The sequence below is a fragment of the Piscinibacter defluvii genome (genome assembly GCF_004011805.1).
GTDB lineage: Bacteria > Pseudomonadota > Gammaproteobacteria > Burkholderiales > Burkholderiaceae_C > Piscinibacter > Piscinibacter defluvii.
The window spans coordinates 45,555-71,393 of sequence record NZ_RCHJ01000021.1; the positions used below are offsets into that span (position 1 = coordinate 45,555).

General features: G+C 71.0%; 18 protein-coding genes, 2 tRNA genes and 1 pseudogene. 12 read left to right on the forward strand and 9 right to left on the reverse strand.

Features of this window, described 5'->3' with window-relative positions:
• Nucleotides 1–3 precede the first annotated feature (3 nt).
• The 6 genes from rpoD to argA all read right to left on the reverse strand — a co-directional run bounded on the left by rpoD (nucleotide 4) and on the right by argA (nucleotide 7,430).
• Nucleotides 4–2,271: an RNA polymerase sigma factor RpoD gene (gene rpoD, locus D9C15_RS26195; protein WP_128001685.1), complete on the reverse strand. Its 2,268-nt coding sequence runs from the start codon at nucleotides 2,269–2,271 to the stop codon at nucleotides 4–6.
• A 315-nt stretch (nucleotides 2,272–2,586) separates the two neighbouring features.
• Entirely contained in the window at nucleotides 2,587–4,308 is a 1,722-nt protein-coding gene (dnaG, locus tag D9C15_RS26200; RefSeq protein ID WP_128001687.1) for a DNA primase, read from the reverse strand.
• A 38-nt stretch (nucleotides 4,309–4,346) separates the two neighbouring features.
• A complete protein-coding gene (locus D9C15_RS26205; RefSeq protein ID WP_128001689.1) occupies nucleotides 4,347–4,652 on the reverse strand; it encodes an H-NS histone family protein in 306 nt (101 codons plus the stop codon).
• A gap of 43 nt (nucleotides 4,653–4,695) precedes the next feature.
• A complete protein-coding gene (locus tag D9C15_RS26210) occupies nucleotides 4,696–5,730 on the reverse strand; it encodes an extracellular solute-binding protein (protein ID WP_128001691.1) in 1,035 nt (344 codons plus the stop codon).
• Nucleotides 5,731–5,808: 78 nt separating this feature from the next.
• Nucleotides 5,809–6,081, reverse strand: a complete 273-nt coding sequence (locus tag D9C15_RS26215; RefSeq protein WP_128001693.1) for an oxidative damage protection protein — start codon at nucleotides 6,079–6,081, stop codon at nucleotides 5,809–5,811.
• Nucleotides 6,082–6,092: 11 nt separating this feature from the next.
• Entirely contained in the window at nucleotides 6,093–7,430 is a 1,338-nt protein-coding gene (gene argA / locus D9C15_RS26220; protein ID WP_128001694.1) for an amino-acid N-acetyltransferase, read from the reverse strand.
• Between the two features lie 115 nt (nucleotides 7,431–7,545).
• Here argA and D9C15_RS26225 point away from each other — a divergent pair, with 115 nt between their 5' ends.
• The 4 genes from D9C15_RS26225 to D9C15_RS26240 all read left to right on the forward strand — a co-directional run bounded on the left by D9C15_RS26225 (nucleotide 7,546) and on the right by D9C15_RS26240 (nucleotide 12,420).
• The gene (locus D9C15_RS26225) at nucleotides 7,546–7,935 is read left to right on the forward strand and encodes a VOC family protein (protein ID WP_128001696.1); all 390 of its coding nucleotides are present in this window, start codon (nucleotides 7,546–7,548) and stop codon (nucleotides 7,933–7,935) included.
• A gap of 37 nt (nucleotides 7,936–7,972) precedes the next feature.
• The gene (hrpA, locus tag D9C15_RS26230; protein ID WP_240668605.1) at nucleotides 7,973–11,797 is read left to right on the forward strand and encodes an ATP-dependent RNA helicase HrpA; all 3,825 of its coding nucleotides are present in this window, start codon (nucleotides 7,973–7,975) and stop codon (nucleotides 11,795–11,797) included.
• A gap of 23 nt (nucleotides 11,798–11,820) precedes the next feature.
• Entirely contained in the window at nucleotides 11,821–12,333 is a 513-nt protein-coding gene (locus D9C15_RS26235; protein WP_128001698.1) for a hypothetical protein, read from the forward strand.
• A 10-nt stretch (nucleotides 12,334–12,343) separates the two neighbouring features.
• Nucleotides 12,344–12,420: transfer RNA gene (locus D9C15_RS26240), tRNA-Pro, on the forward strand.
• A gap of 40 nt (nucleotides 12,421–12,460) precedes the next feature.
• On the opposite strand, the pseudogene D9C15_RS33530 reads toward D9C15_RS26240, so the two are convergent.
• A pseudogene (locus D9C15_RS33530) lies at nucleotides 12,461–12,616 on the reverse strand (VOC family protein); the annotation flags it as partial.
• A 41-nt stretch (nucleotides 12,617–12,657) separates the two neighbouring features.
• On the opposite strand from D9C15_RS33530, the gene D9C15_RS26245 reads away from it, so the two are divergent.
• From D9C15_RS26245 to D9C15_RS26255, 3 genes are all read left to right on the forward strand, one after another.
• Nucleotides 12,658–13,098 carry a MarR family winged helix-turn-helix transcriptional regulator gene (locus D9C15_RS26245; RefSeq protein ID WP_128001700.1) on the forward strand — a complete coding sequence of 147 codons (441 nt, stop codon included), beginning with the start codon at nucleotides 12,658–12,660 and terminating at the stop codon, nucleotides 13,096–13,098.
• Between the two features lie 160 nt (nucleotides 13,099–13,258).
• The gene (locus D9C15_RS26250; RefSeq protein ID WP_128001702.1) at nucleotides 13,259–14,230 is read left to right on the forward strand and encodes a recombination-associated protein RdgC; all 972 of its coding nucleotides are present in this window, start codon (nucleotides 13,259–13,261) and stop codon (nucleotides 14,228–14,230) included.
• A gap of 82 nt (nucleotides 14,231–14,312) precedes the next feature.
• Nucleotides 14,313–14,389 (forward strand) — tRNA-Arg (locus D9C15_RS26255).
• A 7-nt stretch (nucleotides 14,390–14,396) separates the two neighbouring features.
• On the opposite strand, the gene D9C15_RS26260 is transcribed toward D9C15_RS26255, so the two are convergent.
• Both D9C15_RS26260 and D9C15_RS26265 read right to left on the reverse strand, forming a co-directional pair.
• Nucleotides 14,397–16,163 (reverse strand): tannase/feruloyl esterase family alpha/beta hydrolase, encoded by a 1,767-nt coding sequence (locus D9C15_RS26260; RefSeq protein WP_128001704.1) that lies wholly within the window; start codon nucleotides 16,161–16,163, stop codon nucleotides 14,397–14,399.
• A 129-nt stretch (nucleotides 16,164–16,292) separates the two neighbouring features.
• Complete coding sequence (locus D9C15_RS26265; protein WP_128001706.1) at nucleotides 16,293–17,360, reverse strand: LacI family DNA-binding transcriptional regulator; 1,068 nt, start codon at nucleotides 17,358–17,360, stop codon at nucleotides 16,293–16,295.
• A 444-nt stretch (nucleotides 17,361–17,804) separates the two neighbouring features.
• On the opposite strand from D9C15_RS26265, the gene malQ reads away from it, so the two are divergent.
• The 5 genes from malQ (at nucleotide 17,805) to D9C15_RS34520 (ending at nucleotide 25,834) form a co-directional block, all read left to right on the forward strand.
• A complete protein-coding gene (malQ, locus tag D9C15_RS26270; RefSeq protein ID WP_128001708.1) occupies nucleotides 17,805–19,301 on the forward strand; it encodes a 4-alpha-glucanotransferase in 1,497 nt (498 codons plus the stop codon).
• Nucleotides 19,298–21,028: a malto-oligosyltrehalose trehalohydrolase gene (treZ, locus tag D9C15_RS26275; RefSeq protein WP_128001709.1), complete on the forward strand. Its 1,731-nt coding sequence runs from the start codon at nucleotides 19,298–19,300 to the stop codon at nucleotides 21,026–21,028. Before malQ ends, treZ begins: the two co-directional genes overlap by 4 nt.
• Before the next feature lie 19 nt (nucleotides 21,029–21,047).
• Nucleotides 21,048–22,868, forward strand: coding sequence for an alpha-amylase family glycosyl hydrolase (locus D9C15_RS26280; RefSeq protein WP_128001711.1), 1,821 nt, complete (start codon nucleotides 21,048–21,050; stop codon nucleotides 22,866–22,868).
• A 63-nt stretch (nucleotides 22,869–22,931) separates the two neighbouring features.
• Nucleotides 22,932–24,059 (forward strand): 2OG-Fe(II) oxygenase, encoded by a 1,128-nt coding sequence (locus D9C15_RS26285; RefSeq protein ID WP_128001713.1) that lies wholly within the window; start codon nucleotides 22,932–22,934, stop codon nucleotides 24,057–24,059.
• Nucleotides 24,060–24,292: 233 nt separating this feature from the next.
• Entirely contained in the window at nucleotides 24,293–25,834 is a 1,542-nt protein-coding gene (locus tag D9C15_RS34520; protein WP_128001715.1) for a methyl-accepting chemotaxis protein, read from the forward strand.
• Nucleotides 25,835–25,839 lie beyond the last annotated feature (5 nt).

A 25,839-nucleotide genomic window follows, 5' to 3' on the forward strand; every position in this document is an offset into this window, starting at 1 on the left:
GGCTCAGAGGTTGTCGAGGTAGGTGCGCAGCTTGTCCGATCGGCTCGGGTGCTTGAGCTTGCGGATCGCCTTGGCCTCGATCTGGCGGATGCGCTCGCGCGTCACGTCGAACTGCTTGCCCACTTCCTCCAGCGTGTGGTCGGTCGACATCTCGATGCCGAAGCGCATGCGCAGCACCTTGGCCTCGCGCGGGGTCAGCGAGTCGAGGATGTCCTTGACCACGTCGCGCAGGCCGGCCTGCATGGCGGCGTCGATCGGCGCGGTGTTGTTGGTGTCCTCGATGAAGTCGCCCAGGTGCGAATCGTCGTCGTCGCCGATCGGCGTCTCCATGGAGATCGGCTCCTTGGCGATCTTCATGATCTTGCGGATCTTGTCCTCGGGGATCTCCATCTTCTCCGCGAGCGTCGGCGCATCCGGCTCGAAGCCGAACTCCTGCAGGTGCTGGCGGCTCAACCGGTTCATCTTGTTGATCGTCTCGATCATGTGCACCGGGATGCGGATGGTGCGCGCCTGGTCGGCGATCGAACGCGTGATGGCCTGGCGGATCCACCAGGTGGCGTAGGTCGAGAACTTGTAGCCGCGGCGGTATTCGAACTTGTCGACCGCCTTCATCAGGCCGATGTTGCCTTCCTGGATGAGGTCGAGGAACTGCAGGCCGCGGTTGGTGTACTTCTTCGCGATCGAGATCACCAGGCGCAGGTTGGCCTCGATCATCTCCTTCTTCGCGTCGCGCGAGGCCTTCTCGCCCTCGTTCATCTTGCGGTTGATGTCCTTGAGGTCCTCCAGCGGCACCACCGCGCGCGCCTGCACGTCGATCAGCTTCTTCTGCAGCTCCTGCACCGGCGGCAGGTTGCGCTGCATCACCACGCTGTACGGCTTGCCCGAGGCGGCCTCCTTCTCGGCCCACTTCAGGTTCAGCGCATTGGGCGGGAAGTGCTTGATGAAGTACTCCTGCGGCATGCCGCACTTGTCGACCAGGATCTTGCGCAGCTCGCGCTCGTAGCGGCGCACGTCGTCGACCTGCGAGCGCAGGATGCCGCACAGCTTCTCGATCGTCTTGACCGTGAAGCGGATCGTCATCAGCTCGCTGCTGATGGCATGCTGGGCGCGGTCGTAGGCCGGCGAGCGGTAGCCGTCCTTCTCGAAGGCCTTGCGCATCTTGTCGAAGTTCTGGCGCAGCGCGTCGAACTTGACCATCGCGGCGGCCTTCAGCTCCTCGAGCTTCTTGGTCAGCGCCTTGCTGCCGCCGGCGCCGTCGTCGTCGTCGTCGTCGTCGAAGAAGTCGACGTCCTCCTCGGCGACGTAGTCGTCCGCCTCGTCCTCCGAGACGAAGCCGTCGACCACCTCGGAGATCTGCATCTCGCCGGCGCCGATGCGGTCGGCGTAGCTGAGCAGCTCGGCGATGGTGGTGGGCGAGGCGGAGATCGCCAGCATCATGGCCTGCAGGCCGCTCTCGATGCGCTTGGCGATCTCGATCTCGCCTTCGCGCGTGAGCAGTTCCACCGTGCCCATCTCGCGCATGTACATGCGCACCGGGTCGGTGGTGCGGCCGAACTCGGAATCGACCGTGGACAACGCGGCCTCGGCGGCCTCCTCGGCCTCTTCCTCGGTCGCGGTGGTGGTGCCGCCGCCGGCGATCAGCAGCGTGGCCGCGTCGGGCGCCTGCTCGTAGACCGCGATGCCCATGTCGTTGAGCATCGAGACGATGGCCTCGAGGATCTCGTTGTCGACCAGCTTCTCGGGCAGGTGGTCGTTGATCTCCTGGTGCGTCAGGAAACCCCGCGTCTTGCCCATCTTGATGAGGGTCTTCAGCTCCTGGCGGCGCTTGGCGACTTCCTCCTCGGTGAGCGCGGTCTCGTCGAGGCCGAACTCGCGCATCAGCGCGCGCTCCTTGGCGCGGCTGACCTTCATGCGCAGCGGCTTGGCCTTCTCCGCCTTCTCGTCGACGGCCTCGACCTCGGGCTCGGCCTCGATCTCGACTTCGTCGTCGGCGAAGTCCTCCTCCTCGATCTCCTCCTTCTTGGCCTTCTCGTCGACCTTGCCCTTCTTGGCCGCCGGCGCCTTGCCCTTGGGCGGCTCGACCGCCTTGGCACCCTTGGCCGCCGGCTTGGCGGCCTCGGCGGCCTTGCCCTTGACCGGTTCGGCCGCGGCCTTGGCGACGGGCTTCTTCTTGTCCTCCGGCTCGGCCTTGGCGTGCTTGCCGGCGGCCTTGGCGGGCGCGGCGGCAGGCTTCGCGGCCTTGGCGGGGGCGGCGGTCTTCTTCGCGGTCATGCGGATCCTCGGATGGTGGGTAGCCAATTCAGGCGCTGCCCGCGGCACAGGTGGTGCGTGACGTGGACATGCGCAAGCCGGCCGGCGGCTCGCTGGGCGGGCTGCCGGTCGGCGGTGTGCGGGCAAGCTGGCGTGGACATTCCGAACGGTGCAGCCCTTGCGGGGAAGGGGTGGCCTTTGGATGAACCCTGTGTCGCAGGGTGGCCGGGGCCCGGAGGTGCTGCTGTCACTCTTGCCGCGTACGAAGCCCGAAATTATAGGCGACGGCGCCGCGGTCCGCTGTGGCGCGGAAGCCGCGTCGCATCTCCCCGGCGCTCAGCGCCAGCCGAGGATGCGCATGCTTTCCTGCCGCTGGGCGTTCAGGCGCAGCTGCCGGATCGAGTTGCGCAGGTCGTCCAGCGTCGGCTCGATGGCCGGGTCCTCGCTGTCGACCAGTGCGACGGCGCGCGGGCCCCAGTCTTCTGTCCCCAAGCGTTCGCGCAGCGCCGCCCAGGGCAGGGCGCCTTCGTCGTGCGCCGCCCGGTCGACCAGGCGGAAGGCCTCGCCGTGCCAGCTCGCCAGCTGGCACAGGGTGTCGTGGTCCTCGGCGCTCAGCTCGGCCCACCAGCCGCATTCGAGCAGCAGGGCCCAGAGCGCCCGGTCCTCGGGCTGGCGCGGCATCGGGCGGCGCGGACCGGCCGGCGGCCGGCGCGGGGGCGCGGGGCTGCGTGCCGGGACCGGTGCCGCCTGGGTCTGCCAGGCCTGCGCCAGTTCCTCGACCGGCAGGGCGGCCTCCGAGGCGATCTGGCCGAGCAGCTGGCGCTTGAGCATGCCCTCGGGCAGCGCTGCCCAGAGCGGGCGGGCCTGCACCACGAAACGGGCGCGGCCCTCGGCGCTGGCCAGGTCGGCGTCTTCCTTGGCGGCCTCGACCAGCTGGCGCGACAAGGGCACCGCCTGTGCGACGCATTTCTCGAACGCCTCGGCACCGAGCTCCCGGACATAGGAATCCGGGTCGTGCTCGGGCGGCAGGAACAGGAAGCGCACGGTGCGGGTGTCGCTGGCATGCGGCAGGCTCGCCTCCAGCGCACGCCCCGCGGCGCGGCGCCCGGCGGCATCGCCGTCGAAGCTGAACACCACCGAATCGGTGAAGCGGAACAGCTTCTGCACATGTTCGGCGGTGCAGGCGGTGCCCAGCGTCGCCACCGCATTGCCGAAGCCGGACTGGGCCAGCGCGACCACGTCCATGTAGCCCTCGACCACCAGCGCATAGCCGCGCTGGCGGATCGCCGTGCGGCCCTCGTACAGGCCATACAGCTCGCGGCCCTTGCTGAACACCGGTGTCTCCGGCGAGTTCAGGTACTTCGGTTCACCCTGGTCGATGACCCGCCCGCCGAAGCCGATCACCTCGCCCTGCACCGAGCGGATCGGGAACATGACCCGGTCGCGGAATCGGTCGTAGCGCTTGCGCTCGGCCTCGTCGCCGCTGTCGGCCTCGCGCACGATCACCAGCCCGCTCTCCTCGAGCAGCGGGTCGTCGTAGTGCGCGAAGGCGCTGGCCAGGTTGCGCCAGCCCGGGGGCGCGTACCCGAGGCCGAAGCGGGCGGCGATCTCTCCGGTCAGGCCGCGGCGCTTCAGGTAGTCGATCGCGCGCGGGTCGGCCTTGAGCGCCTTGCGGTAGTGCTCGGCGGCCTTGGCGAGCACCTCGGTCAGCGTGGCCTGGCGCTGCTTCTGCGCCGCGGCGCGCTCGCGCTCGGCCGGCGAGGCATCGTCCTCGGGCACCGTCATGCCGAGCTGCTGGGCCAGGTCACGCACCGCGTCCGGGAAGCTCAGCCCGGCGTGCTCCATCAGGAAGCCGACCGCGTTGCCATGCGCGCCGCAGCCGAAGCAGTGGTAGGTCTGGCGCGACGCGTTGACGATGAAGCTGGGCGTCTTCTCGCCGTGGAAGGGGCACAGCCCCTTGTGGTTGATGCCGGTCTTCTTGAGCTGGACGTAGCGACCCACCAGGTCGACGATGTCGACCCGCGTCAGCAGTTCCTGGATGAAGCCCGGTGGGATCACCCGGCAAGTCTACCGAGGGGCGCGGACGCCCCGGGCCGTCAGACGGCGAAGTCCTCGAGCCGGCGGCCTGCCGCCAGTTCCTTCTTGAGCCAGTTCGGCTGCAGGCCGCGGCCGCTCCAGGTGTCGCCGGTGGCGGCGTTGCGGTACTTCACGGCCACCTTGCCGCCGGGTTTGCCGGCCGCCTTCGATCCGGCGCGCATGCTCAGGTCGGCCACCGTCAGGCCGTACTCGTCCATCAGCGCGCGCACCTTGGCGATCGCCTCGGCGCGGTCCTGCTTCTTGCGCAGTTCGATCTCGCGCTCGAGCGCTTCCTTCTGCGCCAGCAGTTCCTGCAGCGTGGCCATGAAAACCTCCCGTCGAAAATGTCGGCGGGAGTTTATCGGAAGGTTACTTGTAGCCCACCCGGTCGAGCATCTGCTGCACCTTGGCCTGGTTCATGCCGATCACCGAGACGGGAATCGTCTCGGCCCGGAAATCCCCGAGTGCGGCCAGGGCCGGGTTGGCGCTGCGCACCGCGCTGACCGCCGGCCATTCGTTGTTGCCGTCGGCGAAATAGGTTTGTGCCGAGTCGCTGGCGAGGTATTCGAGGAATTGCACGGCCGCCGCGCGATTCGGCGCATTCTTCGCCACGCCGGCGCCGGCGATATTCACGTGCGTGCCCCAGCTCGACTGGTTCGGAAACACCACGGCGACCTTTTCCACCACCGCGCGGTCGTCGGGATTGGTCGAACGCATCATGCGCGCGAGGTAGTAGGTGTTGGTCACGCCGATCTGGCATTCGCCGCTGGCCACGGCCTTGATCTGGTCGGTGTCGCCGCCCTTGGGCGCCCGCGCCATGTTGTCGACCAGCCCCTTGAGCCACGTCTCCGTGGCCGGCTCGCCCAGGTGCTGCAGCACGGCGCCGAACAGGGACAGGTTGTACGGGTGCGAGCCCGAGCGCGTGCAGACCTTGCCCTTGTTCTTCGGGTCGGCCAGTTCCTCGTAGGTGTCGACGTCCTCGCGCTTGACGCCGACCTTGTTGTAGACGATCACGCGGGCGCGGGTCGAGAAGCCGTACCAGGCCGAGCCCGTGCCCTTGTCCTCGCCGCGCAGGTTGGCAGGGATGCGCTGCTCGAGCAGCGCCGACTTGACCGGCTGGAACAGGCCGTCGGCCTCGCCGCGCCACAGCCGCGCCGCGTCGACCAGCAGGATCACGTCTGCCGGGCTGGAACTGCCTTCGCTCTTCAGGCGCGCCAGGATGCCGGCATCGTCGGCGTCGATGCGGTTGATGCGGATGCCCGTCGCCTTCGTGAAGTTGGCGTACAGCGCCTCGTCGGTCTGGTAGTGGCGGGCCGAATAGAGGTTGAGCACCTTCTCCTGGGCCGTGGCGGCCAGGGGCAGGGCGAGGGCCGCGACGGCGGCGAGGGCACGAAGGGCAGACATGCGGGCTCCAGGGGGACGGAAGCCCGCATTCTAACCACGAACGCGAATGGTTCTCAGTTGCGCGCGATCAAGGCGCGATCACGCCGCTGGCGGCACGTAGCCCGCCGGCTGCTCGGCGCCTTCGCCGAAGAAGAAGCGCTCCATCTGGCGCGCCAGGTACTGGCGGGCGCGCTGGTCGGCCAGGTTGAGCCGGTTCTCGTTGACGAGCATGGTCTGGTGCTTCATCCACAGCTGCCAGGCCTCCTTGCTGATCTCGTTGTAGATGCGCTTGCCCAGTTCGCCCGGGTAGGGCGCGAAGTCCAGGCCCTCGGCCTCCTTCTTCAGGTAGCTGCATTGGATGGTGCGCGGCATGGCGTGTCCTTTCAGAGTTTCTTGACCAGCACCTGCGAGCGCCGGTCCCAGTTGTACTTGCGCTTGCGCGCCTCGGGCAGCCAGTCGGGGTCGACCGGCGCGAAGCCGCGCTTCTTGAACCAATGCATCGTGCGCGTGGTCAGCACGAAGATGCTCTCCAGCCCCATGGCCTTGGCACGCTGCTCGACGCGCTTGAGGATGCGCTCGCCGTCGCCCTGGCCCTGCACCTGCGGCGAGACGGTCAGCGCGGCCAGCTCCGCGGTGCGGGCCTCCGGGTAGCCGTACAGCGCGGCGCAGCCGAAGATCACGCCGTCGTGCTCGATCACCGTGTAGTGGCCGATGTCGCGCTCGATCTCGGTGCGGCTGCGCTTGACCAGCGTGCCGTCGGCCTCGAAGGGCTCGATCAGCTGCAGGATGCCGCCGATGTCGTCCACCGAGGCCTCGCGCAGGCTCTCGAGCTTCTCGTCCACCACCATGGTGCCGATGCCGTCGTGCGTGAACACCTCCATCAGCAGCGCACCGTCCACCGCGAAGGGCAGGATGTGCGAGCGCTCCACGCCGCCGCGGCAGGCCTTGACGCAGTGCTGCAGGTAGAACGCGGTGTCGGTCGGCTGGGTCGGGTTGGGCAGCCCGGCGAGCAGGCGCTCGGCGTCGGCCAGGGCGAGCTCGGTGTCGATGCCGCTGTCCGGGTCACCCGGCTTCTCCTGGATGCCCGGCACCTCGGTGATGAAGAGCAGCTTGTCGGCCTGCAGGGCGACGGCGGTGCTCGTCGCCACGTCCTCCATCGTCAGGTTGAAGGCCTCGCCGGTGGGCGAGAAGCCGAACGGCGAGAGCAGCACCAGCGCGCCGATGTCGATGGCGCGGCGGATCGCGGTGGCGTCGACCTTGCGCACCACGCCGCTGTGCATGAAGTCGACGCCGTCGACGATGCCCACCGGGCGCGCGGTGAGGAAGTTGCCCGACACCACGCGCACGATCGCGTTGGCCATCGGCGTGTTCGGCAGGCCCTGCGAGAACGCGGCCTCGATCTCGAAGCGCAGCTGGCCAGCGGCCTCCTGCGCGCAGTCCAGCGCCACCGCATCGGTGATGCGCATGCCGTGGCTGAAGCGCGCCGGGTGGCCCTTGACACGCAACTGCTCGCTGACCTGCGGCCGGAAGCCGTGCACCAGCACCAGCTTGATGCCCATCGCGTGCAGGATCGCCAGGTCCTGCGCGAAGCGGTCGAGCTTGCCCGCGGCGATCAGCTCGCCGGCGATCGCCACCACGAAGGTCTTGCCCCGGTAAGCGTGGATGTAGGGCGCGACGTGGCGGAACCACGGCACGAAGGTGTGGGGAAAGACGAGGTCCATCGGCGCGGTTCGGGAGGCTGGCGCGATTGTGCCGCAGCCCTTGACGGCGGGCCGTTGACGGGCCTGCCGGCGCGGCGCAGGATGGGTCTCTCCCCCGCAGTACCCGGAGTACCCGATGGACCCATTCACCACCCCGGGCGCCTTCAGCTGGTCCGAACTGATGACCAAGGACCCGCAGGCAGCCGCCAGCTTCTACGCCAGCCTGTTCGGCTGGACGATCGAGGTCATGGACATGCCCACCGGGCCCTACCGGGTGGTCAAGGCCGGCGGCGCGCCGGTGGGCGGCATCATGGGCATGCCGCCGGGCACCGGCGCGATGCCGCCGAACTGGTGCCCGTACGTGACCGTGATGGATGTCGATGCGACGGTCGCGCATGCCGCCTCGCTGGGCGGCATGGTGCTGCACCCGCCGACCGACATTCCCGGCGTCGGCCGGTTCGCGGTGATCGCCGACCCGCAGGGCGCGCCGCTGAACGTCATGGCCTACCTGCCGCAGCCGGGCTGAGACGGCCGCCGTGCGCGGCGCGGATAATCCGCGCCCCGTGACCTCCGCCACCGCGGCCGCAGCGGCCGCCATTCCGCCGATCAGCTTTCCCGAGGCGCTGCCCGTCTCGGCGCGGCGCGACGAGATCGCGCAGGCGATCCGCGAGCACCAGGTCGTGATCGTCTGCGGCGAGACCGGCTCGGGCAAGACCACCCAGCTGCCGAAGATCGCGCTGGCGCTCGGTCGCGGGCGCGGTGCCGGCGGCAAGGGCCTGATCGGCCACACGCAGCCGCGCCGCATCGCCGCCTCGAGCGTGGCCAAGCGCATCGCCGAGGAACTGCAGTCGCCGCTCGGCGAGGTGGTCGGCTACAAGGTGCGCTTCCAGGACCGGCTGCAGCGCGGCGCCTCGGTCAAGCTGATGACCGACGGCATCCTGCTGGCCGAGACGCAGACCGATCCGCTGCTGCGCGCCTACGACACGCTGATCATCGACGAGGCGCACGAGCGCAGCCTGAACATCGACTTCCTGCTCGGCTACCTGAAGCAGATCCTGCCGCGCCGGCCCGACCTGAAGCTGATCGTCACCTCGGCGACGATCGACGCCGACCGCTTCGCGCAGCACTTCGCCTCGGCGCGCGGCCCGGCGCCGGTGATCCAGGTCTCGGGGCGGCTGTATCCGGTCGAGCAGCGCTGGCGAGCGTTCGAGGAGTCGAAGGAGTTCGACCTGAACGACGCCATCGGCGAGGCGGTGGACGAACTCTGGCGCGAGGGCAGCGGCGACGTGCTCGTCTTCCTGCCCGGCGAGCGCGAGATCCGCGAGGCGGCGGAGCACCTGCGCAAGCACCACCCGCCGGGCGTGGAGGTGCTGCCGCTGTTCGCGCGGCTCTCGCAGCAGGAGCAGGACCGGGTGTTCGAGCCGCACGGCGCGCCGCGCATCGTGCTGGCCACCAACGTGGCCGAGACCTCGCTGACGGTGCCGGGCATCCGCTACGTGATCGACGCCGGCACGGCGCGGGTCAAGCGCTACAGCTACCGCAACAAGGTCGAGCAGCTGCTGATCGAGCCGGTCAGCCAGGCCGCGGCGAACCAGCGCGCCGGTCGCTGCGGCCGCGTGGCCAACGGCATCTGCATCCGGCTCTACGACGAGAAGGAGTTCGCCGCCCGGCCGCGTTTCACCGATCCGGAGATCCTGCGCTCCTCGCTGGCCGGCGTGATCCTGCGCATGAAGTCGCTCGGCCTGGGCAACGTCGAGGACTTCCCCTTCCTCGAGCCGCCGCCGCGCCGCGCGATCGCCGACGGCTACCAGCTGCTGTCCGAGCTCGGTGCCGTCGACGACGCCAACGAGCTGACGAAGATCGGCCGCGAGCTGGCCAAGCTGCCACTCGACCCGCGGGTCGGCCGCATGATCCTGGAGGCGCGCGAGCGCCAGGCGCTGACCGAGATCCTGGTGATTGCCGCGGCCTTCAGCCTGCAGGACGTGCGCGACCGCCCGCTCGAGCAGCAGCAGGCCGCCGACGCGGCGCACAAGAAGTTCGACGACGAGCGCTCCGAGTTCATGGGTGACCTGAAGCTCTGGAAGTGGCTCGAGGACAGCAAGGGTGGCCACGGCGAACACAAGCTGAGCGTGCGCAAGCAGGAGCAGCTGCTGCGCGAGCACTTCGTCTCGCCGCGCCGTGTGCGCGAGTGGCGTGACCTGCACGCCCAATTGCACACCGTGGTGGCCGAACACGGCTGGCGGCTGAACGCCAGCCCGGCCACCTACGAGCAGATCCACCTGTCGCTGCTGGCCGGGCTGCTGGGCAACATCGGCTGCAAGAGCGACGACGACGAGTGGTACCTCGGCGCGCGCGGCATCAAGTTCTGGCGCCATCCGGGCACGCACCTATCGAAGAAGCCGGGCCGCTGGATCGTCGCCGGCGAGCTGGTGGAGACCACGCGGCTGTACGCGCGCGGCATCGCGGCGATCGACCCGCAGTGGCTGCCCGGCATCGCCGCGCACGTGATCAAGACCCAGCTGCTCGAGCCGCACTGGGAGAAGAAGGCCGCCGAGGTGGTGGCGCTGGAGCGCGCCACGCTCTACGGCATCGTGGTCTACAACAACCGGCGCGTGAACTTCGGCAACGTCGACCCGAAGGCTGCGCGCGACATCTTCATCCGCGAGGCGCTGGTCCACGGCGAGTGGGAGTCGAAGCTGCCGTTCCTCGCGGCCAACCGCAAGCTGATCGCGCAGGTGGAAGAGCTGGAGCACAAGTCGCGCCGCCAGGACGTGCTGGTCGACGACGAGCTGATCCACGCCTTCTACGACCAGCAGATCCCGGCCGAGGTGGTGAGCGGCGCGACGCTCGAACGCTGGTACCGCGAGGAGTCGAAGAAGCAGCCCCGGCTGCTGCAGCTCACCCGCGAGGAGCTGATGCGGCACGAGGCGGCCGGCATCACCACCGCGGCCTTCCCGAAGACCATCCGCCTCGGCGGCATCGACTGCGCCGCGAGCTACCTGCACGAGCCGGGCGACCCGAAGGACGGCCTGACCGTCACCGTGCCGATCTACGTGCTCAACCAGGTGAACGAGGAGCGCTGCGACTGGCTGGTGCCCGGCATGCTGAAGGACAAGGTGCTGGCGCTGGTGAAGACGCTGCACCAGCGCCCGCGCTCGCGCCTCGTGCCGCTGCCGGCCTATGCCGAGGAGTTCGTTGCCGAGACGCCGTTTGCGCAGGGCGACCTGCTCGATGCGCTGCTGCGCCATGTGCGCGAGCGCACCCAGCTCGCGGTGCAGCGCAACGACTTCAAGCGCGAGCAGCTCAGCCCGCACCTGGCGATGAACTTCCGCGTCGTCGATGAACATGGCCGCCAGCTCGGCACCGGCCGCCACCTCGCGGCGCTGAAGGCCGAGCTGGGCGGCCAGGCGCGCTCGGCGTTCCAGGCGCTGGCAGCGTTGAAGGTGCCGGCGGTCGCTGCCCCGTCCGCGACCCCGGCGCCTGCACATGCCGCGTCCGCCGCCCGCATGCGCGAGCCCGAGCCGCCGCCCGAGCGCCCGGCCGAGCGCTACACCGCCTGGACCTTCGGCGAGCTGCCCGAGCTGCTGGAGCTGCGCAAGGGCGGCCAGTCGCTGGTCGGCTTCCCGGCACTGATCGACCAGGGCGACCATGTCGAGATCGAGGTGTTCGACGAACCCGAGGTGGCCGCTGCGAAGCACCGCGGCGGCCTGCGCCGCCTCGTCGCGCTGCAACTCAAGGACGCGCTGAAGTACCTCGAGAAGAACATCCCCGACCTGCAGAAGATGGCGGTGGCCTACATGCCGCTGGGCACCGCCGAGGAACTGCGCGCGCAGGTCGTCGACCTGGCGCTGGAGCGTGCCTTCCTGGCCGAGCCGCTGCCGCACGATGCGGCGAGCTTCGCGAAGCGGCTGGAGGAAGGCCGCGGGCGCCTGAACCTGATCGCGCAGGAGATCGCCCGTGCCGCGGGCGTGGTGCTGGCCGAGTGGGCCGCCGCCAGCCGGAAGCTCAAGGACAGCCGGCCGGCGAAGGAGACGGCCGACGACATCGCGGCCCAGCTCGCGCGTCTGGTGCCCAAGCGCTTCGTCGCGAGCACGTCCTGGGCCGCGCTCGGCCACCTGCCGCGCTACCTGAAGGGCGTGCAGATGCGGCTGGACAAGTTCCGCGCCGACCCGGTGCGCGACGCGCAGCGCCTGGCCGAGCTGCGCCCGCTCGAGCAGCGCTTCGCGCGGGCGCTGGCCGAGCGCAAGGGGGTGCCCGACGCCCGGCTGGAGGAGTTCCGCTGGCTGCTGGAGGAACTGCGGGTGAGCCTGTTCGCGCAGGAACTGCGCACGCCCCAGCCGGTCAGTGTCAAGCGGCTCGAAAAAGCGTGGGAGCAGCTCCAGCGCTAGAGTCGCGCCTCAGGAGGCAGTGCATGGCCGAATCCGCGCAAGCGACCGAGTGGGAACTGGTGCCCGACAGCGACAGCCGCATCGAGGACGTGGCACGGGCGTGCCGGCGCCTGGTCACCAAGCGCGCACTGCTCGGGGCCGGCGTCGCGCTTATTCCCGTGCCGGGCGTGGACTGGGTGACCGACGTCGGCATCCTGATGAAGCTGATCCCCGACATCAACCGCGCCTTCGGCCTCACCGAGGAACAGATCGAGCGGCTGGCGCCGGACCGCAAGGTGGTCGTCTACAAGGCCATCTCGGCCGGCGGCAGCATGCTGATCGGCCGGCTGGTGACGCGCGAGCTCGTGATGACCATGCTGCGCCTGGTCGGCGTGCGCCTCACCGCCCAGCAGGCGGCCAAGGTGGTGCCGATCGCCGGCCAGGCCATCTCGGCCGCGCTGACCTACTCGGCGCTGAAGTACGTCTGCGAGCAGCACATCCGCCAGTGCATGGCGGTGGCGCGCCTGATCGCCCTGCCGGCACCCGCCACGGCATAATCAGCGCCCTCGGGGTGTAGCGCAGCCTGGTAGCGCAACTGCTTTGGGAGCAGTGGGTCGGATGTTCGAATCATCTCACCCCGACCAGTATTCACGTGGCTTCCAGTGCGGGCCGGCGGCCGGGCAGCGCGATGTGCTGCAGCCAGGCCGACGTGTTCTCGTCGCGACCCATGGCCGGCGAGTGGGGCAGTTCGAAGAACGCCAGGATGTTGCCGCCGCCGGCGTCGAGGAACAGGGGCATGCACGGGGCCAGCGCCTGCGTGCCGGGCCCCCGCTCCTCGGCAAATCTTCGATGAAGCTCTTCCGATTCGTGCCCGACCTGCGATGGACCTGCAGACCTTCCTGCCCTACCGCCTTGCCGTCCTCAGCGAGCAGGTCAGCCAGTGCATCGCGCTCGTGTACCGGGAGCGCTTCGGGCTGAGCCGTGACGAGTGGCGCGTGCTCGCCGCCCTGGCCGGCCGCGGCACGGTCCGGACGGCCGAGGTGATCGAGGCAACGACGCTCGAGAAGATGCAGGTCAGCCGCGCCGTCTCGAACCTGCAGGAGCGCGGCTGCGTGGAGCGCCTGCCCGACCCGCAGGACGGTCGCGGCTGGCTGATACGGGTGACGCCGGCGGGGCGCTCGCTCTTCCAGAAGATCGCGCCGATGGTTCGCGCCCGCGAGGCGTTCCTGCTCGAGGCCCTGAGCCCGCAGGAGCGCGAGGTGCTGAATGCGGCGATCGATCGCCTCGCCGAGCAGGCGAGGCTGCTCGGCCGCCAGGGCTGAGGGATCTCGGTCTGCGGCTTGGGGACGCTGAGCAGGACCGCGAGACACTCGCCCGACACCGCCCACAACGGCTGCGCACCGCGCTCCGGCGCAGCGTCCATCGCCGGCGCGCGGTTCACCCGGCACCCTAGAATCCGCCCCCTTTCGCCGCTGCCGCACCATGTTCAAGAACGCGCTTGTCTACCACATCGACCAGTGGGAGCCGCCCACGCAGAGCGACATCGAACGCCGCCTCGACGGCGCCCGGTTCACCGCGTGTCGCCCGAGCCAGCCCGAATCGGCCGGATGGGTGGAGCCGCGCGGGCAACGGCATGGCGCGCTGATCGAGAGTGTCGCGGGGCAGCTCGTCCTGAAGCTGTGCAGCGAGACCAAGCCCGTGCCCGGCAGCGTGGTCAAGGAACAGCTCGAAGCGCAGCTCGACAAGATCGAGGCGGAGACCGGCCGCCGGCCCAAGGGCAAGGCGGCCCGCGAGATCCGCGAGCAGATCGTGCACGAGCTGCTGCCGCGCGCGTTTCCCAAGCGATCGACGACGCTGGTCTGGATCGACCTGAAGGCGCGCCGCGTGCTCATCGGCGCGGCCAGCCCGAAGAAGGCCGACGCGGTGGCCACGCAGCTGGTCGACCTGTTCGGCGGTCTGCGCCTGGTGCCGCTGCAGACGCAGCTGTCGCCGGCCACCGCGATGGCGGCCTGGCTCAGCGACAAGCAGGCGCCGGCCGGCTTCAGCATCGATCGCGACTGCGAGCTCAAGCGGCCCGACAGCGAGAAGGCCCTGGTGCGCTACGCACGCCACACGCTGGAGATCGACGAACTCGGGGAGCACATCAGGCAGGGCAAGCTGCCCACGAAGCTGGCGATGACCTGGAACGGCCGCGTCTCGTTCGTTCTCACCGACACGCTGGCGCTGAAGAAGATCGAGCTGCTCGACGCGGTGCTGGACAAGGGCGGTGCGGCCGACCCGGCGGACGACGGCTTCGATGCCGACGTCGCGATCACCACCGGCGAGCTGCAGCGCTTGCTGCCCGATCTGGTCGAGGCCCTCGGCGGGCCGCTGGCCACGGCGGCCGGGGCGCCGCAGCCCGGCGCCTCGTCGAGCGGCGTCGATGTGGCGCCTTGGGATGCGGTCGCCGCCTGAACCGCGAGCCGCCCGGGGGCCTCGCGTACCATTGCCGGCCCAGCCCTGGTGATCGGCGGGCCGCGCCGACCCGCACCACACACTGCCCGTAGCTCAACTGGATAGAGCAGCTGCCTTCTAAGCAGCAGGTCGGGGGTTCGAGTCCCTCCGGGCAGGCCAGCCCTCTTCAGTCGTCGTCGCGGTCGTGCAGCCAGTGGCCGCGTGCCGTGCAGATCCAGCGCGAGGCGCTCTCGACGTCGCCCGTGCCCTTGTAGCGCGCCACCGAGGGGTAGGGGCACAGGGGCCGCGTGCGTGCCGGCGACCAGCTCGCCGGCACCTCGGGGTTGACGCCGCCCGGGTTGCCCGTGCCGCGCGCCGTGGCGGTGATCGCGCCCGGCGCACGGCCGCCCTCGACCCAGGCGAGCAGCGGGGTGATGAAGTCGGCCTGGTCGGTGGCCGGGCCGCCGCTGCAGTGGCCCATGCCGGGCACGCGGTACAGGCGCGCGAACTCGTCGGCGCGGCCGCCGCTGCTGCGGTCGATGCCGCGGTACCAGCGCTCGGTGTCGGCCACCGAGAAGATCGGGTCGCTGACGCCGTGGTAGACCATGATCTTGGCGCCGCGGCGACGCAGGTCGTTCATGTCCAGCGCGTCCGGCGGCGTCATGAACTCCAGCGCCGATTCGGTGTAGGTCGCATCGGTGGCCGACAGCTCGGCGAGCGTGAGGTCGATGTCCAGGCCGAGGCTGAAGGCCGGGCCATTGGTCAGCGCCGCGGTCGAGGGCGGCACCTTGAAGATCGTGCCCACCGCGCCGGAGTCGAGCGCCAGCGGTGCGGTGAATTCCCAGAACGGGATGCCGCCGCCGGCGATGCCGCTGTCGAACGGGAAGGGCACGTAGAAGGGCGTGCCGTTGCGCGTGGTCGCGCCGGCGAAGATCGGCCCGATCGCCAGCTTCTGGGCGGCCGACAGGCAGGTGCCGTCGCGCGCGGCGCTGCAGGTCGGCACATCGCGCCGGAAGTCGAACACGCGCTGGCAGCGCGCGGTGTCCTGCACCAGGCCGTCGGCGGCGCCATCCAGCGCATCGCAGCGCGCCAGCACCGCGTCGGCCACCACGCGGCGCTCGGCGGCCGTGAAGGCGGTCTCCAGGCCCGGGGGCGTGTTCGGGTCGCCGGTGGCCACGCTCGCATAGCGCTGGGCGCCCCAGATGTTGGCCAGCGCCGCCAGCGGCAGCCGGTAGCCGGGGGCGCCGGCGAGGTAGCCGTCGTACTCCTGCGTGTAGCGCGCCGCGGCCACCAGCGTGTGGCGCCCGCCGTTCGAACAGCCGCCGAAGTAGGAACGGTCCGGCCCGCGCCCGTAGGCGGCCGAGACGATCGCCTTGGCGATCGGCGTCAGCGTGCCCACCGCCTGGTAGCCGTAGTCGCGGCGGGCCTGCGGGTCCAGCCCGAAGGCCGGGCCGCCCTGCGCGAGCGTGTGGCCGGCGTCGGAGCTGAGCACGGCAAAGCCCTGGGCCAGCGCGCCGGTCAGCGGCCCGCCGCCGAGCGCGCCGACGGCCGGCACGACGTTGCCGTCGATGCCGCCGTTGCCCTGGTGCCAGAAGCGCCCGTTCCAGGCCAGCGGCAGGCGCATCTCGAAGCCGATCGCGTAGGTCTTGCCGTCGACCGGGCTGACATGCTCGGCGCTGCGCCCGGTCACCCGGCAATGGGCGGCGATCGGCGTGCCGCCCTGCAGCAGCGTGCCTGCGGCCACCGTGCTCGAACCGGTGATGGTGGTGCCCGGCAGGCCGGCCAGGCGTGCCGCGAGTTCCTCGCAGCTGCCCAGCAGGCTGCCCGGGCGGGCCGGGCTCAGGCGCGGCAGGTCGCGGCCGTGCCGATCGTGCCGGTCGTGCGCCGGGGCGGCGCCCGACGCCGCCGCGAGGGCGAGGCCGCAGAGCAGGGCAGGCAGGCGGGGCTGGGGCATGGTGGTTCTCCGGGTCGTTCGTGGCGGCAGATAGTTATGTTACTTATCTACTTTTCGAACCCTGAACCGGGAATTCACGGATGGAAGATCGCCGAATCTAGATAAGGCGCTGATCTTGTTGGGCTGGGTTCAGGTGTCGCGGACGACCAGCTGCACCGGCATGACCGGCGCCTCCAGGCCGTCCAGCGCCACCTGCACGCAGCGCTGTCCCTTGAGGAAATGGTCCTGGCGGATCGTCGTCAGGCCGGCGTCGGCCGCCGCCGGGATGTCGTCGAAGCCGACGATCGCCACCACCTTCACGCCGCGCCAGGACTTGACGGTCTTCCGAGCGGCCAGCGCCAGCCGGTCGCTCATCGCCACGATCGCGAGCCGCGTGCCGCTGGGCAGCCGGCCGCGCAGTTCGGCGATGCGTTCGCCGGCGGTCTCGGGCCATTGGTCGTCGACCTCGACCCACAGGATGTTGTCCAACCCGAAGCCGGCCTCGCGTGCCGCCTGTGCGTAGCCGGCCACGCGCTCGGTGCCGACGAAGCCCGAGCGCGCCGGTCGTCGCTGCGCCAGCACGCGCCGCCGCTCGGCCTCGGTGACCAGGAAACACAGCACCACCACCACGTCGGGCCGTGCCTGCAGCGCGTGCCGCATGGCCAGCGCGGCGCCGACGCGGTCGTCGGTGCACACCGAGGCGATGTCCGGCACGTAGCAGTCGACCAGCACCACCGGCTTGCGCGCGGCGCGCAGCTCGGGCACGAACTCGGGCCCGATCTCGGCGTGCACGATCAGCACGTCGGCGGTGGTCTGGAAGGCCGCTTCGAGCATCAGCTGGCGGCCCATCTTCGGGATCAGCTGCAGCGTCAGGCGACGCTCGTCGAGCTCGCGGGCCACGCCGCGCAGGAACTCGATGCTCGACGGGTCGCTGAGCGCGTAGCCGAGGTCGTGGTGGAACACCACGCCGACCTCGCGCAGTTCGCGCCGGCGCAGCGCGCGCGCCGTGGTGTCGGGGCCGAAGTAGCCGAGCGCGCGGGCCGTCTCGAGCACATGCTCGCGCAGCGCCGCGGAGAGTTGCCCGGGGCGGTTGAAGGCATTGGAGGCCGTGGTGCGGCTGACCCGGGCCGCCTCGGCCACGTCGGCCAGCGTGAGGCGGCGCGGATTGGGCGGCGCGGCGCCGATCGTCGGCGACTTGGGCGGGGCGGAGCTGCGCATCACGGGGCGATCGACGGGTCCGCCAGTCTACGGGCGGCCCTGGCGCGAGCCGCTGCAGCGCCGCCCGGGGCATCCGGCACGAGGGGCATGGCTTGACATCGCCCCCGCGCGACCCAGAATCCAGCACCCGCTTCTGAACCGATTCAGATGCGGGCCCGACGCCGAGAAGGTGTGAGAGAACCCAGCATGCCCGCGTTGCCCCCGAGATCGCGCCCCATCGAGGCGCAAAGCACAGACGTGTCGGGTGACACGTCGAGCATTTGCAACGACGAGGGGGCGCGATCCCGGGGGCAACCCGCAGGGCCGGGGCATCCATGGGCCCTGGGCCGCGTTGCGTCACTGGCCCAGACGGCCAGTCTGGGCGGCGTGCCGCGCCTTGCCCAGGGCCCTTGGCCACCCCGGCGCGGGCATGCTGGGTTCTCTCACACCTTCTGAGGATTTCTGATGCGATTCCCGCGCTCCAGCGGCATCCTGCTGCACCCGACCTCGCTGCCCGGCCCGCACGGCTCGGGCGACTTCGGCCCCGGTGCCTACCACTTCGTCGACTGGCTGGTCGCCGCCGGTCAGCGCCTGTGGCAGATCCTGCCGCTCGCACCGCTGGGCCCGGGCAACTCGCCCTACATGAGCAGCTCGGCCTTTGCCGGCAACGTGCTGCTGATCGATCTGGCCGAGCTGCAGCAGCGCGGCTGGCTCGAGCCGGCCGATCTCGAGCCGGTGGCGGGCCTGGACGACCAGGCCGTGAACTGGGCCGCGGTGTACCCGTTCCGCATGGAGCGCCTGGCGCGCGCGGCGCAGCGCTTCGCCACCGCGGCGAACGACGCCGACCGCGCGGAGCTGGCCGCCTTCTGCGCGGCCCACGCGAGCTGGCTGCCCGACTACGCACTCTTCATGGCGCTGGCCGAGCACCACGACTGGCGCGACTGGTGCGACTGGCCCGACGGCCTGGCCGGGCGCCAGAGCGCCGCGCTGGCGCAGGCGCGCGAGCGGCATGCGCCGCGCATCGCCTTCTGGACCTTCTGCCAGTGGTCCTTCTTCCGCCAGTGGGCTCGGCTGCGCGCGTACGCCAACGAGCGCGGCGTCAAGGTGGTGGGCGACGCGCCGATCTTCATCGCGCACCAGAGCGCCGAGGTGTGGGTGCGGCCGGAGCTGTTCGAGCTCGACGCGCACGGCCGTCCCACCGTGGTGGCCGGCGTGCCGCCGGACCTGTTCAGCGCCACCGGCCAGCGCTGGGGCAATCCGCTGTACCGCTGGGCTGCCCACGCGCAGGAAGGCTACGCCTGGTGGATCGAACGCGTGCGGCGCACGCTGGAGCTGGTCGACATCGTGCGCATCGACCATTTCCGCGGCTTCGCCGGCTACTGGGAGATCCCGGCCAGCGAGCCGACGGCGATGCACGGCCGCTGGGTCGAGGGCCCGGGCCAGGCGCTGTTCGACGCACTCGCGGCCGCGCTCGGTCCGGTGCCCGTGATCGCCGAGGATCTGGGCGTGATCACGCCCGAGGTCGACGCACTGCGCAAGGGCGCCGGGCTGCCGGGCATGCGCATCCTGCAGTTCGCCTGGGGCGAGGGCGAGGGTGCCGAGCGGCGCTTCCTGCCGCACAACCACGAACCCGACTCGGTGGTCTACACCGGGAGCCACGACAACGACACCACGGTGGGCTGGTGGGCCACGGCCGGCGAGGGCGCACGCCACCACCTGCGCGAGTACCTCGCCAGCGACGGGCGCGCGGTGCACTGGGACCTGATCCGCGCCGCCTGCGCGAGCGTGGCCGACAGCGCGGTCTACCCGATGCAGGACGTGCTCGGCCTGGACGGCCGCCACCGCATGAACTTCCCCGGCAAGGGCGAGGGCAACTGGGCCTGGCGATTCGCCTGGGAGCAGGTGCCGGGCGACACGGCGCAGCGCCTGCGCCGCATGGCCCAGCTGTACGAGCGGCTGTGAGTCCGGTTGGCCACCACCGCGACGCGCAGGGCCGCTCGGCCTTCCGCGTGTTCGCACCGACGAAACAGCAGCTCGCGGTGCTGCTGCCGCAGGCCGGCACGCGCCTGGCGATGCAGCGCGACGCGCTCGGCTGGTGGCACGCCACCACCGAGGCCCTGCCGCCGGGCACGCTGTACTGGCTGGAGGTGGACGGGCAGCGCCTGCCCGACCCGGCCTCGCGCTGCCAGCCGCAGGGCGTGCACGGCCCGTCGATGGTGGTCGAGGTCGAGCGCGCGCGCACCCCGGGCTGGACCGGCGTGCGCATGGCCGACGCGATCATCTACGAGCTGCACGTCGGCACCTTCACGCCCGAAGGCACGCTGGCCGCGGCCTGTTCGCGCCTGCCGCACCTGCGCGACCTGGGCGTCAACGTGGTCGAGCTGCTGCCGCTGGCGGCCTTCCCGGGCGAACGCAACTGGGGCTACGACGGCACCTTCCTGTTCGCGCTGCACGCGGCCTACGGGAGTTACGCCGAGCTGCGCGCCTTCATCGAGGCGGCGCATGCCCATGGCATCGCGGTGCTGCTGGACGTGGTCTACAACCACTTCGGCCCGGAGGGCAACTACAGCGGAGCCTTCGCGCCCTACACCAAGGCCGCGGCGACGCCCTGGGGCGCGGCGATCAACTTCGACGGCGAGCACAACCACGGCGTGCGCGCGTTCTTCCTCGAGAACCTGCGCTTCTGGCTGGAGGACGTGGGCTTCGACGGCGTGCGCATGGACGCGGTGTCGCTGATCTTCGACCAGATGCCGGTCCACATCCTGCGCGAGTTCACCGAGCTGGCGCGCACCATCGGCCGGCGCGAGCGGCGCGAGGTGCTGACGATCGCCGAGCACCTGCGCAACAACCGCCACGTCACCGCCGACAGCGGCTTCGGCTACCACTCGCAGTGGAACGACGACCTGAACCACGCCGTGTACGCCTGCCTGACCGGCGAGACCTGGCGCCACTACCTCAACTTCGGTCCCTTCGAGGACGTGGTCAAGGCCCTGCGCGACGGTTTCGTGCTCGACGGCACGCGCCTGGACCGCCACTACCACTACCTGCTGGGCACCGACGGCAGCGGCACGCATGGCAGCGAGCATGTGGTGCACATCCAGAACCACGACCAGGTCGGCAACCGGCCCGCGGGCGACCGCATGATCGCCAGCCACGGTGCGCCGCGTGCGCTGCTGGGCATCACCGCGGTGATGGCCAGCCCGTTCGTGCCGATGCTGTTCATGGGCGAGGAATACGGCGAGACGGCGCCGTTCCTGTTCTTCGAGGACTTCGGCGACCCGGCGCTGGTCGAGGCCGTGCGCCGGGGCCGCCAGGCCGACTACGCCTTCGGCGGCGCCGAGCCGCCCGACCCGCATGCGCGCAGCAGCTTCGAGGCCTCCAAGCTGCGCTGGGAGCGTGCCGGCTCGCCGCAGGGCCGCGCCATCCTCGACTACTACCGGCGCCTGATCGCGCTCAAGCGCAGCGGCGAGCTCGGCCCGCGCGAGCGCCAGCGGGTGCGCGTCGACGGCGATGCCGCCACCCGGGTGATCCGCGTCGAGACGCCGCACACGCTGACCGTGATGAACTTCGCCGACCGCCCGCTGGCCTGGCAGCCGCCCGCCGGTTGGGCGCTGCACGCGCTGTCGGTGCCCGAGGCGCCGGCCGGCACGCTGGCGGCCTACGGCGCGGCGGTGCTGCGGCGCGCCTGACTTCCTGCGAGGAGTGCCCATGACCCTGGCCGTCTGGAACCAGCCGCACCACGACGGCTCGCCGCTCTACGTGCCCGAGCCCACGCCGCGGCTCGGCGGCCGGGTCGCGGTGCGGCTGCGCGTGCCGCGCGGCAGCGACACCACCCGGGCCTGGGTGCGGGTGATCAACGACGGCGAGCCCGAGCTGGTGCGCGCCGAGCTCGAGCGCCAGGACGCGAACGACACCTGGCTGCGCGCCGTGCTGCCGGTGGTCAACCCGGTGGTCAGCTACCGCTGGCTGCTCGACGGCGGCGCGCAGGGCTACCAGTGGCTCAACGGCATGGGCCTGCACGAGCACGACGTGCCCGATGCGGGCGACTTCCGCCTGAGCGTGTTCACGCCGCCGCCGCGCTGGGCCACCGGCACGATGTACCAGATCTTCCCGGACCGCTTCGCGAAGTCGCAGCACCGGCCAGCGCCGCCCTGGGCGCTGCCGGCCGCCTGGGACGACCCGGTCATCGGCGAGGGTCCGGACACGCCGCGCCAGCTCTACGGCGGCGACCTGGACGGCATCGCCGCGCACCTGGACCACATCGCCTCGCTGGGCGTCGGCACGCTCTACCTGACGCCGTTCTTCCCGGCCGACTCCAACCACCGCTACAACGCCTCGACCTTCGATCGGGTCGATCCGCTGCTGGGCGGCGACGCAGCGCTGGCGCGCCTGGCGCAGGCCGCCCATGCACGCGGCATGAAGCTGATGGGCGACCTCACCACCAACCACTGCGGCGACACGCACGAGTGGTTCCGCGCCGCGCTGGCCGACCCGTCCGCGCCGGAAGCCCGGTTCTTCTTCTTCGAGCAGCACCCCGAGCGCTACGCCGGCTGGTGGGGCATGCGCGAGATGCCGATCTTCGACCACCGCAGCGAGGAACTGCGGCGCCGGCTCTACGACGGGCGCGGGTCGGTGGTGGCGAAATGGCTCGGCCCGCACGCACTCGACGCCTGGCGCATCGACGTGGCCAACATGACCGGCATTCGCGGCGACGTCAACCTGAGCCATCTCGTGGCCACCACCATCCGGCGCACCATGGCGCAGGTGACGGACGAGTCGTTCCTGCAGGCCGAGTCGAACCACGACGCCAGCCGCGACCTGCTCGGCGACGGCTACCAGGGCACGATGAACTACGCCGCGTTCACCCGGCCGCTGTGGCAGTGGCTGGTGCCCGCGCCACCTCGGCCCTACGAGCACGGCAAGTACCCGACGCTGCCGCGCCTGCCGGGCCGCGCCGTGGTGGCGGCGATGCGTGCGTTCGCCGGTGTCACGCCCTGGCAGGCCACGCTGCACGCGATGAACCTGATCGGCTCGCACGACACCCACCGGGTGGCCTCGCTGCTGGGCGACCCGCGCCTGGTCGACGTGGCCTTCGGCCTGCTGGCCGCCTACCCCGGCGTGCCGATGATCTACGCCGGCGACGAGATCGGCCTGGCCGCGCTCGGCCCCGAGCAGGCCCGCATCCCCATGCCCTGGGCCCACCCGGAGCGCTGGGATCGGACCCGCCTGGCGCACACACGCGCGCTGTTCGGGGCCCGCGCGGCCAGCCAGGCACTGCAGCGCGGCGGGCTGCGCTGGCTGGCGATCGGCGACGACGCCATCTGCTTCCTGCGCGAGGCGCCGGGCGAGCGCGTGCTGGTGCATGCCGCGCGTGCCGGGCATGCGCCGCTGCGCATCCCCGCGGCGGTGCTCGGGCACGAACTCGCCGGCCTGGCCGGCAGCCCCGACCTGCGCGCCGACGCGGACGGCCTGGTCACGCTGCCGGCGCACGGGCCGGCGTTCGGGATGTGGCGTCTGGCGGAGGGCTGAACCGCACGGGCGCCGGCGGCGCTCTGGCAAGATGCGGCGCCCGGTCACTCCTGCGCCTTCGCGATGTCCGCCGCCTACCGCCTGCTGCAGCCCGGTGACCCCGCCCCCTGGTTCCGCCAGCGCAACACCAGCAACCCCGACTACGCCTTCGATTCGGTGGCCGGGCGCTACATCCTGCTGTGTTTCCTCGGCTCGGCCGGCCAGTCCGGCGGGGCACAGCGCCTGGCCTTCGCCGAGGCGCAGCGCGCGCTGTTCGACGACGACCGGCTCGCCTTCTTCGGCGTCAGCGCCGACCCGCAGGACGAGGCGCAGGGCCGCCTGCAAGAGCGCCTGCCCGGCATGCGCCACTTCTGGGACTTCGACCGTCGTGTCAGCCGGCTCTACGGCGCGCTGCCGTTGCAGCCGCAGCCGGCGGCCGAGGAGGTGTACCGGCCGTTCTGGCTGCTGCTCAACCCGAACCTGCAGGTGCGCGCGCTGCTGCCCTTCGCCAACGACGATTCCGACCTGCCGGCGCTGCTCGAACTGCTCGGCACGCTGCCGCCGGTGGCCGGGTTCGCCGGCACCGACCTGCACGCGCCGGTGATCCAGATCCCGGCCATCTTCGAACCCGCGTTCTGCGAGCAGCTGATCGGCGAGTACCGGCGCCATGGCGGCGAGGTGTCGGGCTTCATGCAGGAGGTGGACGGCCGCACCGTCGGCCGCCACGACCCGCGCCACAAGGTGCGCTCCGACCACCTCGTGGAGGACGAGGCGCTCAAGCGCGAGATCCAGCAGCGCATCCGCCGGCGCGTGGCGAGCGTGATCCGCCAGGTGCATTGCTTCGAGGCCACGCGCATGGAGCGCTACCTGGTGGCCTGCTACGACGCCGCGGACGGCGGCCACTTCCGCGCCCACCGCGACAACACCACGCGCGGCACGGCGCACCGGCGCTTCGCGCTGTCGATCAACCTGAACGACGACTTCGAGGGCGGCGAGCTGCACTTCCCCGAGTACGGCCCGCGCCGCTACAAGCCGCCGGCCGGCAGCGGTGTGGTGTTCTCGTGCTCGCTGCTGCACGCGGTGGATCCGGTGCGGCGCGGCCAGCGCTTCGCCTTCCTGCCCTTCCTCTACGACGATGCGGCGGCCGCGCTGCGCGAGGCCAACCAGGCCTTCCTGGCCGAGAAGGACGCGGGCTACCGCGCGGGCGGCTGAGGGCGCGGTCGGTTCGAGCCGAACGCCTCGCGTGCCTTGCACGCAGTCGGCCGAGACCACGAAAAGCACCGCCTTTGCCCGACTTGTCCGCGCTTCGTTTGACGCAGGTCGACTAATCTCGAATCACATCGAAGAAGGAACTCCAGGGAGCCTGACCGGTCCGGGACCTTGCCCGCTGCACCTGCGTGTGCCCGCGGCTGCGTCACCGGCCTCGTTCGCCCTGGAGACACTCGATGAACTCGCTGAAGATATCCACCCGCATCGCCGTCCTGGTCGGCGTGCTGTCGCTGCTGCTGGTCGGCATCGGAGCCCTCGGGCTGTTCGGCATCGCGCAGTCCAACGCGGCGCTGCTGTCGCTCTACGAGCACCGCACGGTGCCGATGGGGCAGGTGGCGGAGATCGAGGCGCGGCTGCTGCGCAACCGGCTGGCCATCGCCGTCTCGCTCGTCACGCCGACACCCGAGGTGATCGCCGCGAACACCAAGGAGGTCGAGTCCAACATCGCGGAGATCACGCGGGTGTGGGAGAGCTACCGGGCCAGCGCCTTGTCGCCGGACGAGGAAGCGCTGGCGCGCAGCGTTGCCGAGCACCGGCGCAAGTTCGTCGTCGACGCGCTGCAGCCCACCGTGGCGGCCCTGCGTTCCAACCACATCGAGGAGGCGCAACGGCTGGTGCTGGAAAGGGTCCGGCCGCTCTATGAGCCGGTGCACCAGGGCATCGATGCGTTGCAGAAGTACCAGCTCGACGAGGGCCGGCGCTCCTACGAGGAGGCCGTGGCCCGCTACGCCACCATCCGCCTGTCGTCGGTGCTGGCCATCGGGGCCGGTCTGCTGTTCGCCCTGGTGTTCGGCTTCCTGCTGGTGCGCGGCATCTCGCACTCGCTCGAGCATGCCGTCCAGGCCTCCAATGCGGTGGCGCAGGGCGACCTGACCGTGCCCATCCGCATCGAGGGCGAAGACGAGGTCGCGAAGCTGCTGCAGGCCCTGGCGGCGATGAAGGACAACCTGGCGCGTGTCGTCTCCGGCGTGCGCAGCAACTCCGAGGGCGTGGCCACCGCCTCCGTGCAGATCGCCCAGGGCAACAACGACCTCAGCTCGCGCACCGAGGAGCAGGCGAGCGCGCTCGAGCAGACTGCGGCGTCGATGGAGCAGCTCTCGAGCGCCGTCAGGCAGAACGCCGACAACGCGCGGCAGGCGAACCAGCTGGCGCTCAGCGCTTCCACCGTGGCGGCCAGCGGCGGCGACGTGGTGAGCCGCGTCGTGGACACCATGAAGGGCATCAACGACAGCTCCAGGAAGATCGCCGACATCATCGGCGTGATCGACGGCATTGCGTTCCAGACCAACATCCTGGCACTGAACGCGGCGGTGGAGGCCGCGCGGGCAGGCGAGCAGGGGCGCGGCTTCGCCGTCGTCGCCTCCGAGGTGCGCAGCCTGGCGCAGCGCAGCGCGGAAGCGGCCAAGGAGATCAAGGCGCTGATCTCCGACAGCGTCGAGCGTGTCGGCCAGGGCACTTCCCTGGTCGACCAGGCCGGCGCCACCATGCAGGAGGTGGTGACCTCGATCCGGCGCGTCACCGACATCATGGGCGAGATCAGCGCCGCCAGCACGCAGCAGAGCGCGGGGGTGACGCAGGTCGGCGAAGCCGTGGGGCAGATGGACCAGGTGACGCAGCAGAACGCGGCCCTGGTCGAAGAGTCGGCGGCGGCGGCGGAGAGCCTGAAGGCCCAGGCCCAGCAGCTGGTGAATGCGGTGGCGGTGTTCAGGCTCGGGTAAGCGCG

What these genes read in the sequence shown, in the direction of transcription:
- rpoD (WP_128001685.1), bottom strand. Translation starts at nt 2,271, where the DNA reads ATGACCGCGAAGAAGACCGCCGCCCCCGCCAAGGCCGCGAAGCCTGCC.
- D9C15_RS26205 (WP_128001689.1), bottom strand. Translation starts at nt 4,652, where the DNA reads ATGGCCACGCTGCAGGAACTGCTGGCGCAGAAGGAAGCGCTCGAGCGC.
- D9C15_RS26210 (WP_128001691.1), bottom strand. Translation starts at nt 5,730, where the DNA reads ATGTCTGCCCTTCGTGCCCTCGCCGCCGTCGCGGCCCTCGCCCTGCCC.
- D9C15_RS26215 (WP_128001693.1), bottom strand. Translation starts at nt 6,081, where the DNA reads ATGCCGCGCACCATCCAATGCAGCTACCTGAAGAAGGAGGCCGAGGGC.
- argA (WP_128001694.1), bottom strand. Translation starts at nt 7,430, where the DNA reads ATGGACCTCGTCTTTCCCCACACCTTCGTGCCGTGGTTCCGCCACGTC.
- D9C15_RS26225 (WP_128001696.1), top strand. Translation starts at nt 7,546, where the DNA reads ATGGACCCATTCACCACCCCGGGCGCCTTCAGCTGGTCCGAACTGATG.
- D9C15_RS26235 (WP_128001698.1), top strand. Translation starts at nt 11,821, where the DNA reads ATGGCCGAATCCGCGCAAGCGACCGAGTGGGAACTGGTGCCCGACAGC.
- D9C15_RS26245 (WP_128001700.1), top strand. Translation starts at nt 12,658, where the DNA reads ATGGACCTGCAGACCTTCCTGCCCTACCGCCTTGCCGTCCTCAGCGAG.
- D9C15_RS26250 (WP_128001702.1), top strand. Translation starts at nt 13,259, where the DNA reads ATGTTCAAGAACGCGCTTGTCTACCACATCGACCAGTGGGAGCCGCCC.
- D9C15_RS26260 (WP_128001704.1), bottom strand. Translation starts at nt 16,163, where the DNA reads ATGCCCCAGCCCCGCCTGCCTGCCCTGCTCTGCGGCCTCGCCCTCGCG.
- D9C15_RS26265 (WP_128001706.1), bottom strand. Translation starts at nt 17,360, where the DNA reads ATGCGCAGCTCCGCCCCGCCCAAGTCGCCGACGATCGGCGCCGCGCCG.
- malQ (WP_128001708.1), top strand. Translation starts at nt 17,805, where the DNA reads ATGCGATTCCCGCGCTCCAGCGGCATCCTGCTGCACCCGACCTCGCTG.
- D9C15_RS26280 (WP_128001711.1), top strand. Translation starts at nt 21,048, where the DNA reads ATGACCCTGGCCGTCTGGAACCAGCCGCACCACGACGGCTCGCCGCTC.
- D9C15_RS26285 (WP_128001713.1), top strand. Translation starts at nt 22,932, where the DNA reads ATGTCCGCCGCCTACCGCCTGCTGCAGCCCGGTGACCCCGCCCCCTGG.
- D9C15_RS34520 (WP_128001715.1), top strand. Translation starts at nt 24,293, where the DNA reads ATGAACTCGCTGAAGATATCCACCCGCATCGCCGTCCTGGTCGGCGTG.